A 17098-nucleotide genomic window follows, 5' to 3' on the forward strand; every position below is an offset into this window, starting at 1 on the left:
AGCGAAGTTGACAGCAGGCACCGTGCCAGTGAAAGACGGTGATGCTTTGGCACCCGCACGCTGGCACTCGAGAACAGGATTTGAGGGGAAAGTATGCCAAGGATTCTTCATACTGCTGACTGGCAGGTTGGCCGTCAGTACAACCGCTTTGCTGTGGATGATGCGGTTGCACTAGCCGAAGCGCGCTTCTCAACTGTCGAGCGCATTGCTGAGCTGGCGACCAAGGAGCAGGTTGATGCTGTTCTGGTTGCCGGCGATATATTCGATGCCCAAACAGTCAGCGAGCGAACTATCCGCCGCCTCTTCAATGCGATGCAAGGTTTCACTGGGCCATGGATGATGCTTCCTGGCAACCACGATGCAGCATTGGCAGAAAGTGTCTGGACCCGTGCAGCGCGTATTGGAGCCATGCCGGCAAATGTTCAAGTATTGCTGGAGCCATATGCATACCCTCTGACAGATCTTGGCTTGGTGGTGCTCGCGGCCCCCTTGGCTCAGCGGCAGACTTACGACGATTTGACCGAGTGGTTCGATACTGCTGAAACTGACCCGGCATTGCTACGCATCGGTATCGCTCATGGCAGCATTCAGGGCATGTTGCCTGATGAAGTCGACTCCCCCAATCCGATTGCACCTGATCGTGCGTTAAGAGCGCGTCTTGAGTACCTGGCCCTGGGGGACTGGCACGGGCTCAAGCAGATCGACGCGCGTACCTACTACAGCGGTTCGCCAGAGCAGGAGCGCTTCAAAGACAACGGCGCGGGGCAGGTTCTCTTGGTAGACATTTCAGGAGCAGGGCAGCAGCTTTTGGTTGAGTCGAGAAGCGTCGGTCAATATCGCTGGCAGCAGTGGAGTGAGCAGCTCTCGGTTGCCTCGGATCTGGATCGATTGATTGAGCGAATCGAAGCCACTGACGATAAGTCGGTACTAAGTATCAGCTTGTCAGGTCAGATCGATTTGCTTGGTCAACAACGTTTGAAAGATGCCCTGTCCATTGCCGAGGCACGCCATCGAAGTGTGCAGTGCAATATGGCTGGACTGCGCTTTGAGCCCACCGATGACGACATCGCTGCTTTGCAGGCTGATGGTTATGTGGGGGAGGTGATCGCCGAATTGCGTGAGCGCCAATTAGCGGATGACTCTCAGGATGCACGGGATGCTTTAGTCATTATTGCTGGCCTGTTGCGTGAGCGGAATCAAGAGGGCCGGGTATGAAGCTGCGAGCCCTACGTGTCGAACAGTTGCGTCAATTCCGTCAGCCAGTAGAAATCCGCGATTTTCAACCAGGCATCAATTTGTTCGTCGGCCCCAACGAGTCCGGCAAAAGCACCTTGGTGAGTGCGATTCGCGCGGCTTTCTTTGAGCGATCAAAATCCACCAGCCTCGACACTATGCAGCCTTGGGGCGACTCCGAGGCTGCTCCCAAAGTCGAGCTTGAATTCGACTGGCAAGATCAACGCTGGCACTTGAGCAAAACTTTTGTGAGAAAGAGGCGTTGCGACCTGCTGATTGATGGCCGCTCCTTCAATGGTGATGAGGCTGAAGATCAGCTGGCCAATCTACTTGGCTATGAGTTTTCTGGACGTGGTCTCAGCAAGGCTGAGCACTGGGGCATCCCGGGGTTGCTGTGGGTCGAGCAAGGGGCAGGGCAGGAGCTCAACGACTCGGTCAAACATGCCGGCGGCCATCTGCAATCTGCACTGGGTGAAAGCCTCGGCGAGTTGGTCAGCAGCGCGGGCGGTGAGCTGATCGATGACGTTACCCTTGAGCGAAGCAAATTGCTCTCTAAAACCGGAAAGTCCACCGGCGATTTGGCACTCGTGGAGCAAGAGGTTGCAGCGCTTCAGGGGCAACGTGATGAGCTGTCAGGCAAGGTTGCGACTTACCAGCAGCAAGTGGATCGACTCACGTCTCTCCTACACGAGCAGCACCAAGACAGAGACAAGCCTTGGGACAGCTTCCGTCAGCAAGCGGCGGAAGCTCAACGGCGTGTCGATGAAGTAGACGGGTGGCTTCAAGAGCAAGCGAGGGAGCAGCAGGCGCGTGGTCACTGCGAGCAGAACCATGCCTATACGCTGGAGCAACTGAAGACCTTCGCTTCGCAGGAAGACGAGCTGCAAAAACGCGAAAAAACCAGGAATGCTGCGTTGTCTGCATTGGAGGAACTGCAAGGGCGAGAAGCGTATTTGCAGGAGCGTTTGCTTCGCCTGCGCACAGAGCATGATGTCGCGCGTGAGCTTTTGGCGCAGGCACGACTGGCTGAGCAACGCAGTATTCTGTCCAGAGAGTTGACGGTCGTGCAGCAGCGTTTGGACGCCTCAGGGGACAGTCTTGGCCAAGCGAAAGACCTTCAGAGCAAGCTCGGCCAATTGCAGGAGAGCCGACAGGCGACAGTTATCGATGCGGTTCAGTTGAAGCGCTTGCGCACGCTCACTCGTGATCTTGAGGCCGTACAGATCAAGCAACAGGCTGTAGCGACGCGACTGCGTTACGCCCTTAATCCTAGGCAGAGCTTGCGTGTCGGAGAAACCGTTATCAGCGGACAGGATGAGCTGCTTCTGCTGGCGCCGACGGAAATAGATATCCAAGGCATCGGTAAACTGCAGATCAGCCCCGGTGGAGAAGACCTGGATGAGTTGGCGCTGCGTTCGCAATCTTTGCAAGACGAGATCGCAAGCCTGCTTTCCAGTTTGCGAGTCGATAGCTTGGTTCAGGCTGAGCAGCGAGCAGAACGCAATCGAGCGCTTGGTGAAGAGATTGCCCAAGTCGAGCTGCTGCTGAATCAGTTGGCACCGAAAGGGGTCGATGTGCTCTCGGAGGCACGTCGACTCGATGAGCTCAGGACGAGCGATCTGCAGAGCCAGGTGCAAGCGCTACCGCAGACCCAGCCTGATCTGCCCTCGATCACCGTGGCGGAGACGACTTTGCAACACGCTGCCGATGGCGTGAGCGAGGCGGGCGCTGCGATGAGTCAGTACCAGACTCAATTTGCTGTAGCTCAGCAGCGCCTGGAGGCAGCCAGCGAGGAGTGGCAGCGCTTGCGCGATGAGCTGAATGCACCCGATCGGCAGCAGCGCGAACAGGATCTTCGTACGCGTCTGGTTGAATTGAAAAGTGAGCTCCAGCGCCTGGAGACCTCTATCGATGCCAGGGCGAGCCAGATCGAAGCGGCTCAACTGCAGTTGCTTCGCCAGGATGTTGAGCGATTTACCAATACCGCTAAAGCACTGGAGGAGGCTGCTCGGAATCGATCGACTGATATAGTCAGACTGCAAAGCTCGCTCGAGGCGCTGGGGGCGGAGGGACTCGAGGAGCAGTTGGCTGGGGTCGATCAAGAGCTCGAGATGGCAACGACCCGGCATACTGAGCTTATGCGTCGTGCGAAAGCTCTGGATCTGCTGCTGGAGCTTCTCAACGGCAAACGTCATGCGCTGACGCAGCGACTCCAGGCTCCCTTGCAGCGCCACCTCAATCGCTACCTGCAGATGCTTTTCCCTCAGGCGCAGCTTGTCGTCAACGACAAGCTTGAGCCCGTTCAACTCATGCGTTCGGTCGATAACCGTATTGAATACGGAGAGCTACCTGCTCTGAGTTTCGGTGCACGCGAGCAGATGGGGCTGATCAGTCGTTTGGCGTATGCCGACCTTCTACAAGAAGCTGGTCGCCCGACTTTGATCATCCTGGATGACGCCTTGGTTCATAGCGATCAACAGCGTCTTGCACAAATGAAGCGTGTGCTGTTTGACGCCTCTCAGCGACATCAGATCCTGCTGTTCAGCTGCCACCCGGAAAGCTGGCGAGACCTCGGGGTGATCCCGCGAGATATGTCAGCGTTGAAGTCAGCTAACTAGCTCCGTCAACCAGTACTAAATTGCGACCACGTAAAGGAATTCTATGAGCCTCCTGGACGGTAGTATCCCCGCTGAACTAAGAAACGAAATCAACTCGCACAGAGCGAAGTTAGCAGCCTTCTTTAACGGGAATGCCAAAGCCAACCCTTCGGTGAGTTTTGCGAATGATGGTACTGGCTTTGGCAAGTCATACAACGTGTTCGATCAGTTCGTCGAGCACTCGGCAGAGCGGTGTGAGCGTGGCGGCCATCGCAACCTGTTCTTCATTACTCCGCACAAGGCTCAAATAGACGTTTCTAAGGTGACTCAAGAGAAAGCCGCTACGCGTGGCGTCAGCATCCTGAGTTTCCTAGCCGAGCAAGACTTGTCCGACCTCAACTTCGTCGGTTGGGTGTCGAAGGTGCGCAATGAAGACCTGTACCTCGGCTGGATAAAGGCTTTCAAAGCCGGCTATTACCAGGAGGCGATTGGCGAGCTGGACAATGCGGTTAGTGGGCTCAAGGCTACTGAGTCTGAACGAGCGCGGTATATCAAATCGGGTATCGCCGACTTTTTGCGCGAAGTTGAGCTGGAGCGACGGGTTAATCTCTCCAAACAGCGTCTGCTCCATGCGCTTCAGGACTTAGCCAAGGCCGTTATCCAAGAGAAGGTCGACGATCGATTCGTGACCACGCAACGACTTTTTCAGCTCGCCGGTAATGATCGAGAGCGCGCGAAGATCCAGGTCATCGACCATGTATTACCCTTCGAGCGAGCCAAGGTCGGCCCGACTATTTTCATCGCCACCACCGCTCGATTTCTCAAACGCGCGTTTATCGTGTACCTCGACAAGAAACGAGAGCCGAATATCAAGAAGCTGAGCTTTGATGCAATCCTGGGGGCTAAACGGCCGCCTACGGATGCTGAGCAGGAGGAAATTGCCCCGATCGGAGAGGCCTGTAGTCTGCCCCACGGCGAGCAAATTGCTTACTTGAGGGATGGCTTCTTCATCCGTGACGATTCCAACTACTTCAAGGAGCACGGGATCACCTTTAACTTGGTCGTAGATGAAGAGCACGATAGCTACGATCGGATCTTCGAGGAGAGCAAGAAGAAGCTGGTCAGTGAGAGAGTTAAACCGCCTCATGTCATTGCCGGTCTTCACCGTCTGATGGAGACGATCACGGCAGAGTATGGCCCAGATGATGATGAGCCCATCGCGTTCAACGAAACAGTTGACCTGATGAATGATTTCCGGCGGCACTACGAACAGGACTGCGAAACCAGTGTAGGTCTGGATGACATCCTTCAGATGTGCTCTGGGAATGTGGGTCATATTACGATCAACAACCGTGACGTTGAGCAAATCCTTGCACTGTCACGGAATATCTTCAGCTTGACGCCTCGGCGCTTCTACAACGAGGAAGCGCTAAAAAGAATCCGCATGCGTTCAGTCTGCGGAAAGAGCGAGATTCGTCTGTACTTTGATGATGGCGCTCCGTGCACCGATCCGACCCTACATGACTTCCTGCAGGTCATGCTCTGTGCGCTCTATGCATGCTCCAAAATTTCTCAGGACAGCCCTCTGCAGCATCTGCTGGAGTTGGGTGAGGATGCTACTCAGAACGCCCCTCTGTCTGAGTTCATCAAGAAGTCTCGCCAACACCGATCCTACGTAGCATCCGTATTCGACCGTGCCAAGGATGCGGAGATCTTTGTTGATGCGTTCTTCACCTTTTTCGCCCCGAAGATCGTGTTTTCCTTGGTAAAGGTAGGCACGATCCCCTTCGGTGGCGACGCAGTGAAGAACCGGGTCTTCGTCGATTTCCACATCGACCTGATCTTGGAGTTGCCCGAGGTCAAGTTGCTTCGAATCCTGCATGGAACCCAGAATAGCGTTATGTGCCTGAGCGCCACGACTGGCTTCAAGGATTCCTACTCCGGCAACTTCTCTAGGAAAATGCTCGCTCGCTATGGGGAGGCTGCTCCCAATAACCTTGATGTGCGTGTGGTTCTGCGTTCTCAAGATGATGTGTGCGCGATGGCAGATCTTCGAGATGCCCGCGCCAAGGCCAGAACGGTGGAAATCAGGCCCTTCCACAATACGTCTGCCGATCACGTCAGCGGTCTGCGGGATGAACCGACGTTCAAGAGTGCATACAGATTTTGGTCAGGTCTGCTGCTCCCACCTGGCTACCACGAAAACAAGTATCGAATGTCTGCATATCGCAGGCAGATCGAGGCAATGCTCATGGCGGCTTGGGATGAGAAGAACACCTTCGTTCTTTCCCTCAATAATCGCTTTGCGGAGCTCTTCAAGAACCTGTTCGCACAAGATAGTAATGGCCAACTTCGAGGGCTCAGCCGGCTCTATCAAGATAAGATATTCGAGCTCAAACCCTTTGAGGGCAAAACTAAGATTAGGGTCATCCTCTTCAGTGCTCAGCTGGCGAGGGAGATCGACATCGACAAGTATCTCAAGGTAGATGCTGATACACGGATCTGCTTGATCTCTGCCTATGGCAGCGCCGGCACCGGCCTGAATCTGTTCGTAGAGCGGGCAGAAGACAACTTCTACCAGGACTTTGATCGTCTGGTGTTGGTGAATACCCCTTTCTACAGCGCGATCCGTGAGAAAGACACTGGCCTCAATACAGTTAAAAATCACATCCTTTTGCTCAAGCACATCTCATCGGGGGCGAGCGAGGCTATTCGATTGGCAGAGTTCGATTCCAATCTGATGCAGCCTAAGAACCGACGTATTCTGAATCAGGAACACGATCTGGCGGTTCTCAAGGCGATCATTCAGGCTGTAGGGCGAGTCGAGCGGCGTGACAGCTATCTCCATAGCGAGATTTTTTTGCCCAGTGACGTCATTGATGATCTGGTGGTGCGCTATAGCCAGCTTCGCCGAAACGGTAACGACTTGCTCATTAACAGCCTCTCGTTGCTGAATCATAGACTCATGCAATTCTGCCTGGAGGAAGCAGAAAGCCGATGTTTCGCAACCAGGGAAGAGCGTGAGAAGTTCACCGCTACTGTGGCTAGCGCAGCCGGTGATATCGAGGACTTCTTCAAAGGAGCATTCCGCAGCAAGATTCTGAGAAGCGCGCGTGAAGGCAATCGTGATGCGATGTCGTTCAACGAGATGCTTAGATTGCCGGAGAGCATTACCGCCCCGGAAAAGTACCTAAGCATGCTGCTGTCATCACCGTTGGTGAAGGCCTCCACATACTACCAGGAGGTCATCAGCGCTTTTTACTTACCGAAGCAAATCACAGATCGGATCACTGTCTGCACTACCTCGGAGAGCTCCCTTCACCTCAGCGATCTATTGCACGGGCAGACCGTCTACCAGCCAGGAAAATGGCTTGTGCCCGACTACGTGCGTGCTGATGGCGAAAATCGCGATGAGGGCCCTGGGATCATCAACATGGCATGCAATATGGCCAACGGCGGGATTGATGTGCATCTGCCGAATCCTGCGCTGATCCCTTTGTTGAAGGGGAATGTCGGGGAATTTATTTTCTCGAAAGTGCTATCCGCACTTGGCGTTTCGCCGCTGAGCTTGGATGAGTTGGTCGATCTGCTGGGGCCTGCAGTATACGAGCGCTATGACACCTATGTTCATGATGAAAACACCCTGATCTGCATTGATGTGAAGCGCTGGTCGGGAAGCCTGGCAAACGAAGACCTATCTCTGAAAACCCTGCGCAGTGCTGAAACCAAAAGAAAGGAAATTTCCGAGTTGTGTGAACGCCTGAATCTGAAACCACGTTTCCTCTACGTCAACACACAACCCGACGACAACAGCCTGAATGCTGAACGCGAGTTTAATGCCGGGGAGTCCATTCATTTTCTGAACGCCTTCAAGAAAATCACTCAGTACGTACCTCTCACAGGCACGACACGCATGCACAGAGTCGATGACCGCTTGATGATCAATCCCACTTTGGTACAGCTGCTAAGGAACGCGCAATGACCCTATTCAATCTTCTGGAGTCTGGTACCGCCGCGAAGGCGCGCACGAACATGCTGCGTCTGCCTGGCGACCTTGAGGGCATCATCGATCGCTTGTCGGCTCCCAGCGAGGGGATTGGTCACATTCAGGCAGCAGTTGTCGAAGTCACCAGGAGAGCCGGAGAAGAAGCTGCTGCGTATTACCAACGAGTCGACTCGACCATCAAGGATTTTATTCGCAAAACCCTCGGTATTCCCGACTCGACGCAGGTGCACTACAGCAAATTTAACGGCAGAAAAGGGCTATTCGGCTTTTTCTACCTCAGTACTCTGGTATCAGCGCCTGGCCAAGTTCGCCAGGTGATTGCTGAATACTCACTCAATCCCAGTTATGCGATTCAGGCGCTGCTGGATTTGAAGCTCAAGCTTTCGTACCTATCGGACGTTAACAAAAATTACGAGATAGCTCCAGTTGAGTACAACGCGGATCTGTATATTGGGCTTGTGCTTAGCCGTACTGCCAGAAATGGCACTAGCGTGTTTGAGGCCCTGGAGTACGATCTGTACTTCTCCAAAGAGCAAGAGCTCGTCGTTACCTTAAAACGAGCTGTTATGGAGTGCACTCCATCCCAGAACACCGTGAGTAGACCATTCACTGATTCTGGCATGCTGATGTTCGATTGGGCTGGTAAGCGCTTTCAGCGCTCTCGGTCACTCAGTGCAACCACCAACAGTGATCGCAACTACATGGCGTTTGCCACAGGCAACCCCAACGCGAAAGCGCTCGACCAGTATCACAACAGCATTAACTACCATCAGACTGACTGCCTGAACCGTCTGGAGCGGTTGCTGGAGCATGCTGACGTTGAGTTCAGTCCTGTTGTTTATGAGGCCACGCACCAAGTCAAAGCCTTCTTGGAAGGGCTTCCGACCATGTCTAATCCGCTCTGGTTACTCGATACGGCCAAGAGCCCTTCGGATAACCAGGCCTGGCTCAGCGCGATCGCTACGCTGGCTAGCAAGTTTGGTGCGTCCAGGGTGGTGGCCGCTGACAGCCTACCGGCACCCACTGCGCTTGAGGTGGGCTCTACGAACTACCTCGTTGTCAATGAGAAGGTCAAGACTCCAGGTGGGAGCAAAAATGGCTCTAGCATCCTCAAAACCAATGCCGAAGGCGATAAGTCGTACAACAGCTTCTGGCAGGCTCTCAACGCTCAACAGCGCAACCCGGATGCAGAATTTGATTACTACACATCAGTAAAGCTGCATCGCTTCACCGCGGCGGTCGACTTGATCTGTCAGGGCTTTGATGTAGTCCCTAAAAAGCGCTTATCGGAAGCGGCTATCGAAAAGAGCCTGCAGGAACTGGCTCTGAAAGAGTCCATTTTCAGAGACAAGGCTCTGACAATCAGCGGTGCGAAATTGCCGATGCATTCGCTACAACTGGTTAGCTGCAGAAGGGACTGGAATGAGAATGTCTACATTCAGGTTCTCGATATAGCTGTCGGTGGCGAGACGATCAAAATCGAAAGCTCTCGTCGATTTGACGAGAGCTCTAAAGGCGAGTTCAACCACGAATTCAAGCAGCTCGGTACAGTTTTTGGGAAGGACGGCACGAAAGCGTTCGATGCCCTCTGGAACAGCGCATTTCTGATCCGCGACAAGCGCTCTAACACCTGGCTGAACGCCTACAACACCCTTCGGGTTCCCGCCATCATCGGGAATACCCTTTTCGACAACCAGGAACGTCAAGATAGCGGTATTTCCCCTTCGCGCGAGGTTGCTGTCGAAAAGGCTTCACTTCCGTACTATCTGACGCCGACCAAGCAGAAACAGCGCCATAGCATCTTTATCCAAGACAATGGTGTAGACGGTGCGTGGTACTTTGTTTCGTCTAACAAAGCGGCCAATAACACTATTGCGAAGCAAAGCCTTGCTTATAACGTCGTTGTTACCGGTGAGAATGGTGTCCGGATTCCAGTGCTGACCCATCCGCTCGGCGAACTGTTCTTTTCCACCTTTACCTACGACATCGTGAAGCTCCGAGAGTCGGCCAAGAGCTCAATTCTTCAGAAGATTGTGGAACTCTATCTGCATAACTAGCAGTCGCGATTCACTTCACCATCAAACGGGCTAGCTGCGTTACTGCTTTGAGGCGACCTCCTTCCATGAACTCTACGCGGCAGCCTGGTGAACATCAGTAAGGTGCATGAGGTTGTTGCCGTCTCCTATAGGTGTACACGGGCTTTGCGCAGAGCAACGCCCAGCCTCTGGTTGCTGGTTCCTTAGGCATGAATGCACCAATAAGCCGACCATGCTGGCAAAAAGCTGTGAGTCTGGCTTTACCCGTCCTCAGCCAATGGATAAGGTGACGGGCATCACAGCATGGCAGGCCGCGGTATCCCAGGGATGGCCCTCCAATCTGTACTGCCCGCTCGGTCAGTACGCTATAAAGTCGTCCCCGTTCGGCTCAAAGCCTTTTTGCCATTACCGTTTAAGTATCGGCGAGCCCACTGCATAGGGCTCGCATGAGGAGTTATGCATGACAGATCTGGCCCTGTTACCTCAGGCCCTGCTTGCCGCCGTGCCTGCCGACGGCAGCATCGGCAACCAGTCGCTGTTCGAGCAATTGCGTGGGCAGTTTTCCGAGGTGTCCGAGGAGCAGTTCTGGGCGGCGCGCGATGCCCTGATCAAGCAAGGCGTGCTGGTTAAAGGTCGTGGTCGCGGCGGTTCGGTGCTCCGCGCGCAAGCTGCAGGTGGCAGCCTGGCCGAGCAGACACTGAGAAAATCGCGCGCGAGCTTCGAGCCTACAGCCGCCGCAGAGGCGTCAGCTAAATATGTGGTTGAAGCCGCAGCCTCGGTGAAAAAGGTTAGGGCGGTCAAGGTGCAGCAGGCCACCAGCATTGAGGCTATGGAGAAGACCCTGTGGGCCACCGCCGACAAGCTGCGCGCCAATATGGACGCCGCCGAATACAAGCACATCGTACTTGGGTTGATCTTTCTCAAGTACATTTCCGACAGTTTTGCCGGCCGCCGCGCCGAGCTGGAACGCAAGCTGACTGACGAGAGCGACGACTACTACCTGGGCGATGACGACCCGGAGGCGCTCAATGCCGAACTGGAAGACCGCGATTACTACCGTGAGGTCAACGTGTTCTGGGTGCCGGAAGTGGCGCGCTGGGAGTCGATCCGCGCCGCCGCCAAGCAGGTGGATATCGGCAAGCGCATCGACGAAGCCCTGGCTGCCATCGAGGCGGAAAACCCCAAGCTGAAGAACATCCTCGACAAACGCTATGCTCGTGCTCAGTTACCAGACGGCAAGCTAGGTGAGCTGGTGGACCTGATCTCCACCATCGGCTTCGGTGACGACGCTGGCAAGGCGCGCGATTTGCTCGGCCAGGTCTACGAATACTTCCTCGGTCAGTTCGCCAGCGCCGAGGGCAAAAAGGGCGGGCAGTTCTATACCCCGGCCAGCATTGTGAAAACCCTGGTGGCGGTGCTCAATCCGCACCACGGCAAGGTGTACGACCCCTGCTGCGGCTCGGGTGGCATGTTCGTGCAATCGGAAAAGTTCATCGAAGCCCACGGCGGAAAACTGGGCGATGTATCCATCTACGGCCAGGAGTCCAACCCCACCACCTGGCGCCTGGCAGCGATGAACCTGGCCATTCGCGGCATCGACTTCAACCTCGGCAAAGAGCCGGCGGATACCTTTATCCGCAACCAGCATAGCGATCTGCGCGCCGACTTCGTGCTGGCCAACCCGCCGTTCAATATCAGCGACTGGTGGCACGGCAGCCTGGAAGGCGACCCGCGCTGGGTCTACGGTACTCCGCCGCAGGGCAACGCCAACTACGCATGGCTGCAACATATGCTCTGCCACCTCAAGCCCAGCGGCCGCGCCGGCATCGTGCTGGCCAATGGCTCCATGAGCTCCAGCCAGAACAGCGAAGGCGAGATTCGCCGCGCGATGGTCGAGGCCGACGTGGTCGAAGTGATGGTCGCGCTGCCCGGTCAGCTGTTCTTCAATACAACGATTCCTGCCTGTCTGTGGTTCCTTGCCAAGGACAAGCGTCATGCCCTCAGTACTGGCGGGATCGACCGTAGCGGGCAGGTGCTGTTTATCGACGCGCGCAAGCTCGGCACCAACGTTAGCCGGGTGCAGATTGAACTGACCGATGCCGATATCGAACGCATTGCCAGCACCGTGGCGGCCTGGCGCGGTGAGGCTCTGGATGAGGAAGGGCAGGTTGGCGAGTACTCCGATATCCCAGGCTTCTGCCGCAGCGTCACTCTCAATGAGGTTGCCGAACATAGCCACGTTCTGACGCCGGGCCGCTATGTCGGTGCCGAGGAAGTGGAAGATGACGACGAAGCCTTTGCCGAGAAGATGCAGCGGCTGACCAAGCAGCTGGGCGAGCAGATGCACAAGGGCGCGGAACTCGATCAGTTGATCCGGCAGAAGCTAGGGGGGCTGGGGTATGAGTTCTGATTGGAGGTGTATTTCGCTTAAGGATGCCGTGGAGTTCATTGTTGATAATCGTGGTAGAACTGCCCCGATAGTAGAGAAGGGAATAGCTCTAATCGCCACTAATTGCGTCAATAACAAATATCTTTACCCTCAAAAGCTGAATCTCCGCTATGTTGGTCAACAGATTTACGATACATGGTTTCGTGCACATCCGAAGCCAGGAGACATAATTCTGACAAATAAGGGTAGTCAGAATGGAGCTGTTTGCCTTGTCCCTAATCCTGTAGATTTTTGCATCGCGCAGGATATGGTCGCACTAAGGGCTGACGCTAAGAAACTGTACCCGTTGTACTTGTTTGCAGCACTTCGCTCGGATCTTGTTCAGCAGAGAATTAGGGCGTTGAATGTAGATGCCGTCATTCCTCATCTTAAGAAAACGGATTTTGACAAACTGTTAATCCCGCTTCCAGGTTCTGAAATACAGCGCTGGGTTGGAGACTGTTACTTCCAGTTGAGTAGCCGTATTGAATTACTTCGAGAGACTAACGCCACCCTGGAAGCAATCGCTCAGGCGCTGTTCAAGTCCTGGTTCGTCGATTTCGACCCCGTGCGCGCCAAGGCTGAAGGCCGCCAGCCGGAAGGTATGGACGCCACCAGCACCGCCCTGTTCCCCGATAGCTTCGAAGAGTCCGAGCTGGGCTTGGTGCCGAAGGGGTGGGCCTGTGGTGCATTATCCGACCTAGCCAATCTGAACCCTGAGTCTTGGACAGCCAAGACTCGACCCGAGACAGTGGCATATGTGGATCTGGCTAATGCTAAAGAAAACGTGATTGCAGAGATCGCGGACTATCGCTTTGATGATGCTCCAAGTCGAGCGCGTCGCGTTCTGCGTGACGGTGACACAATTATTGGCACTGTGCGTCCCGGGAATAGGTCGTTCGCTTTTATTGCCAACGCAGCAAAGAATTTTACGGGTAGTACCGGGTTCGCAGTTTTACGACCGAAAAGCAGTGAGAGCATGGAGTTTGTCTACTTGGCGGCAACTTCGGACGCCAATATTGAATACTTAACTCATATTGCAGATGGTGGTGCCTACCCAGCTATACGGCCAGAGGTAGTGGCTGGTCTGGCTACGACGATTCCACCTACTCAGATCCTGCTTGCATTCCATCAGATCGCTAAACCGCTGTTTGCAAGTCTTGCGGGAAATCATGAACAGGCCCAAACCCTCACCCAACTCCGCGACACCCTTTTGTCCCGCTTGATCTCCGGCCAGCTGCGCCTGCCAGAAGCTGAGCGTGTCGTTGAGGCGGTGTTGGCATGAGCTCATCCGCAACCGTAATCGATCTGCTCGATGCCGTGCGTATTCGCACTGCCTCTCTGGCCGAGGCGAAGCGACGTTATGCCGCTGAGCTCGCGCCGGACTTTAACATGGTAGATCACCTGCGTAATAACGAGGTGGCGCTGTCGCGTTATCTGGGACTGCTGCTGGACGTAAAGGGTACACATGGCCAGGGCGAGTTGTTCTTGCGTGGCCTGCTCCAGTTGCTTGAGCACCCAGGGTTCGAGCCACAGGATCTGCAACGTGTGGAACTTGAGAAGCGCACCCACAGCGGACGTTTTCTGGATATCTACCTTGAGTTTCGCGGCGGGGTCATTGGTATCGAGAACAAGCCATGGGCGGCCGATCAAAACAAGCAGTTAGAGGATTACGCAGGTTTTCTGCAGGCGTCGGCACGCGGTGGGGAATGGCTGCTGGTGTATGCCTGCAACTGGGAGCCCTCCGAGGCCAGTTTGAGCTTAGGTAAACGTGAGCAGCTTGAAGAAGCCGGTAACTTCTTGCGTCTGGATTTTTTGCAGATTGCTGAATGGTTGGAGGAGTCTGCCTGTTTCGCTCGCGCACCGAAGGTGAGGCTATTTGTGGAGGCGCTCAGCGCTTATGTGCGCCAGCAGATTAACGGAGAAATTGATGTGAGCGAGGCGGAGCAAATTAAGGCGGTGATCCTGCAAAAGCCGGAGCACCTGGAGGCTGCGCTGAAGGTGGCGCAGTCGATCGATCAGGTGAAAGCGCAACTGCTGGCTGAGTTCAGGCTCTGGCTGGGACAGGCCTTGGCGACCGAAGGGCTGAGCCTGGTGTGGGATGACAAGGAGCTTGCCAGCGGGCGGGCTTGCGCGGGTTTTGGCGTGAAACTGAATGCCGAGCACCGCTCGCATCTGCGTTTTGAATTTGGGGGCGCCCGGTTGAGCTCGCTGGAGTGGGGTATACGTCTCGACAGCGCTGATATCGAACTCAATACCGCCAACGTTGCGGTAATAGTCAGGGCAATGGATAAAGCGTTTGGCACAGGCAATAGCAGCTTACCTTGGTGGCCATGGTACCCCGGCACTGGCAGCGTCGATCATGTATTGGTTGAGGCTGAGCGCAACTGGTCAGTTTCCGCCGAGCCCTGGCTGCGCATTAGCGACAAGACCGAGCACGGGTTTGTTCGCCGAATTGTAACGCTGGCACTAGAGGTCAGGGCTGCTCTGGCTGATGTGGATCACGCTATGCGTTGATCTGGCTGAGCGCTAGAAGTGGGAAGCTGAGTAGAGCCCAAAGAGGCTCACCGCTATTGATAAGGAAGGCTAGGGCAAATGGATACTTCGACGTTATTGAGTTTGTGGAGCAATGCCGAGCCAGCGCAAAAATTTGCCCCGACCGTAGTGTTTGGTTTGGTGGGTATATTTTCTCTGCTGTATCTCGTGCACTACTTCTTCCGATCATTCTGGCTTAGCGGCCGACTGAAAAAACTGACGAAGACAATCGAGGCTGCCGGAGAGATTGCTCCCGCGCAGCGTCGCAAGGAGCTGGAGCAACTGTTCAAAGGGCATGCCTTTGAGCATGTGTGGCGCGAGTATTCAGAGACCCTGCACAACCAGTACGAACTGCGCGACGGCGAGCAACGTTTGCTGCGCTCGCGGGCGACGGCAGGCGCGTCGAGCTTCTTTACGGCTCAGAACATGGTGGAAACACCGCTGGTTACTGAGTTTTACAAACACTTGCCGGGCATTCTGACTGGTATCGGTATCGTCGGTACCTTCTGGGGTTTGATGCTGGGCTTGCAGCATTTCGACCCGAGCACGCCTGAGCAGGTCAATGCCAGCGTTGATAAGTTGCTCAAGGATGTGCTGTTTGCATTTCTGGGGTCGCTCGTCTCCATTCTGGCCTCTATTGCTGTCACCTTGACCGAGAAGTGGCGGCTGGGGCGTTGCTATCAGCGCTTGGAAGGCCTGAACGAGACCATCGACGGCCTGTTCGACAGCGGCGTAGGCGAGGAGTACTTGGCCGAACTGGTGAAGTCGAGCAACGAAAGCTCGATTCAGACCCGCCAGCTCAAGGACAGTCTGGTTACCGATCTGCGTGAGATGCTGCAAAACCTGGTGGATACCCAGGTACGTGAGAGCCTCAAGCTGGCCGACACCTTATCTGCCAGCTATCGCGATTCTGGCCAGGTACTGGCGGAGCAGATTGGTGGGGCCATCGAAAGCAGCTTGAAGGCACCGTTGGAGCAAATTGCTGGTGCCGTGCAGTCGGCGAGCGGTGATCAGAGTGGCCAGGTGCAGAACCTGCTGACAGATGTACTCACTGCTTTTATGAGCAAGCTGGAAAGTACTTTCGGTCAGCAATTCAATGGTCTGCACGAAATGCTTGGTCAGTCGGTTACGGCCATGCAGGCCATGCAGCAGGGCTTCAACAGTTTGGTTGAAGATATGCGTTCTGCTGGCGAATCCTCCTCACAGAACAGCGCCAAGATGATCGCTCAACTACTGGCCGACATGCAGGCTGGGCAGAACAGCATGCAAGCGGGCATGAACGAAATGCTGGCCAATCTACAGACTTCTATTGCGCGTATTGGCAGCGAGGGTGAAGGCGCTGGCGAGCGTATGGCCAAACAGTTAGAGAAGCTGTTTGCCGACAGCGAAGCACGCCAGCAGGCTATGGCGGAAAATCTGCAGGCTTTTGTCGAGTCGATGCAGCAAAGCATGGGCCAGGGCCAGCAGGAGACGATGGCCAAGATTGCCAGCTCTGTCGAAGTGTTGGGCGAGCAGTTGGGTGGCTTGTTCACGCAGCTTGAGCAAAATCGCGCGCAGATGGATCAGGCGAGCAAGGTGGCACAAGTTGAGCTGCACCAGGGCACCCGCGAAATGCTCGGTGGGCTAGAGAAGCAGGTCGAAGACCTACTGAATGCGGTGGCCGAGCAAAACGGGGCGATGCACGACACCGTCAAGCTCTTGAGTGCGCAAACCGAGCAGCATCTGCACAGCATGCAGCAGGGGGCCGACAAGATGCGCTTGGCGGCTGAGCGTTTTGATACTGCCGGGCAGAGTGTTACCAAGGCGGGTGAGGCAACAGCTGGTGTGCTGGGCGCTATGCAAGGCACCAGTGCCGAGTTGGCCGGTGCCTCACGTGAGTTGAACAGCGTGGTTGCGGACTATCGCAATAACCGTGAGGCGGTTAATCAGACGCTGGCTATGCTACAGGGCTTGGTCGCCAGCACCCAGGGTGAAGCGGCAGGGCGCAGCCAGTACCTGCAGGATCTCAAGCAGCAAGGCGAACGGCTGCAGGCTCTGAACCGTGAGGTAAACGATTACCTGGAGCAGATTAGTGCGGTGCTTGGCAAAGGCTTTGGCGAATTTACCGAGGGGGTCGATCGCAGCTTGCGGCAAACCTTGGGCGCTTTGGATGCTGAGTTGCACAAAGCCATGACCAGTTTGGCCGGTGGTGTTGAGGGCGTTAGAGAGAGCCTGGATGACTTCAGCGACATCATGGAACGTGTGCAGCGCAAGTGACCGGGAG

Annotated in this window: 8 protein-coding genes; all 8 read left to right on the top strand. The window is 55.2% G+C overall.

What is annotated here, in order from left to right; translation table 11 throughout:
- Positions 1 to 93: 93 nt before the first annotated feature.
- The 8 genes from HW090_RS17590 to zorA1 all read left to right on the top strand — a co-directional run bounded on the left by HW090_RS17590 (position 94) and on the right by zorA1 (position 17091).
- On the top strand, positions 94 to 1215 hold the full coding sequence (locus HW090_RS17590; RefSeq protein ID WP_179114735.1) for a DNA repair exonuclease: 1122 nt from the start codon (positions 94 to 96) through the stop codon (positions 1213 to 1215).
- Entirely contained in the window at positions 1212 to 3851 is a 2640-nt protein-coding gene (locus HW090_RS17595; protein WP_179114736.1) for an AAA family ATPase, read from the top strand. Before HW090_RS17590 ends, HW090_RS17595 begins: the two co-directional genes overlap by 4 nt.
- Positions 3852 to 3894: 43 nt before the next feature.
- Positions 3895 to 7812, top strand: coding sequence for a hypothetical protein (locus HW090_RS17600; protein ID WP_179114737.1), 3918 nt, complete (start codon positions 3895 to 3897; stop codon positions 7810 to 7812).
- Complete coding sequence (locus HW090_RS17605; RefSeq protein ID WP_179114738.1) at positions 7809 to 9893, top strand: hypothetical protein; 2085 nt, start codon at positions 7809 to 7811, stop codon at positions 9891 to 9893. The genes HW090_RS17600 and HW090_RS17605 overlap by 4 nt, the downstream gene beginning before the upstream one ends.
- A gap of 439 nt (positions 9894 to 10332) precedes the next feature.
- Positions 10333 to 12282, top strand: a complete 1950-nt coding sequence (locus HW090_RS17610; protein WP_179114739.1) for a class I SAM-dependent DNA methyltransferase — start codon at positions 10333 to 10335, stop codon at positions 12280 to 12282.
- Positions 12272 to 13585 (top strand): restriction endonuclease subunit S, encoded by a 1314-nt coding sequence (locus HW090_RS17615; RefSeq protein WP_179114740.1) that lies wholly within the window; start codon positions 12272 to 12274, stop codon positions 13583 to 13585. The genes HW090_RS17610 and HW090_RS17615 overlap by 11 nt, the downstream gene beginning before the upstream one ends.
- Positions 13582 to 14817: a PD-(D/E)XK nuclease family protein gene (locus tag HW090_RS17620; RefSeq protein WP_179114741.1), complete on the top strand. Its 1236-nt coding sequence runs from the start codon at positions 13582 to 13584 to the stop codon at positions 14815 to 14817. The genes HW090_RS17615 and HW090_RS17620 overlap by 4 nt, the downstream gene beginning before the upstream one ends.
- A gap of 78 nt (positions 14818 to 14895) precedes the next feature.
- Entirely contained in the window at positions 14896 to 17091 is a 2196-nt protein-coding gene (zorA1, locus tag HW090_RS17625) for a type I Zorya anti-phage system protein ZorA1 (RefSeq protein WP_179114742.1), read from the top strand.
- Positions 17092 to 17098: the final 7 nt, after the last annotated feature.

The organism is Pseudomonas sp. ABC1 (genome assembly GCF_013395055.1).
Classification (GTDB): Bacteria; Pseudomonadota; Gammaproteobacteria; order Pseudomonadales; family Pseudomonadaceae; genus Stutzerimonas.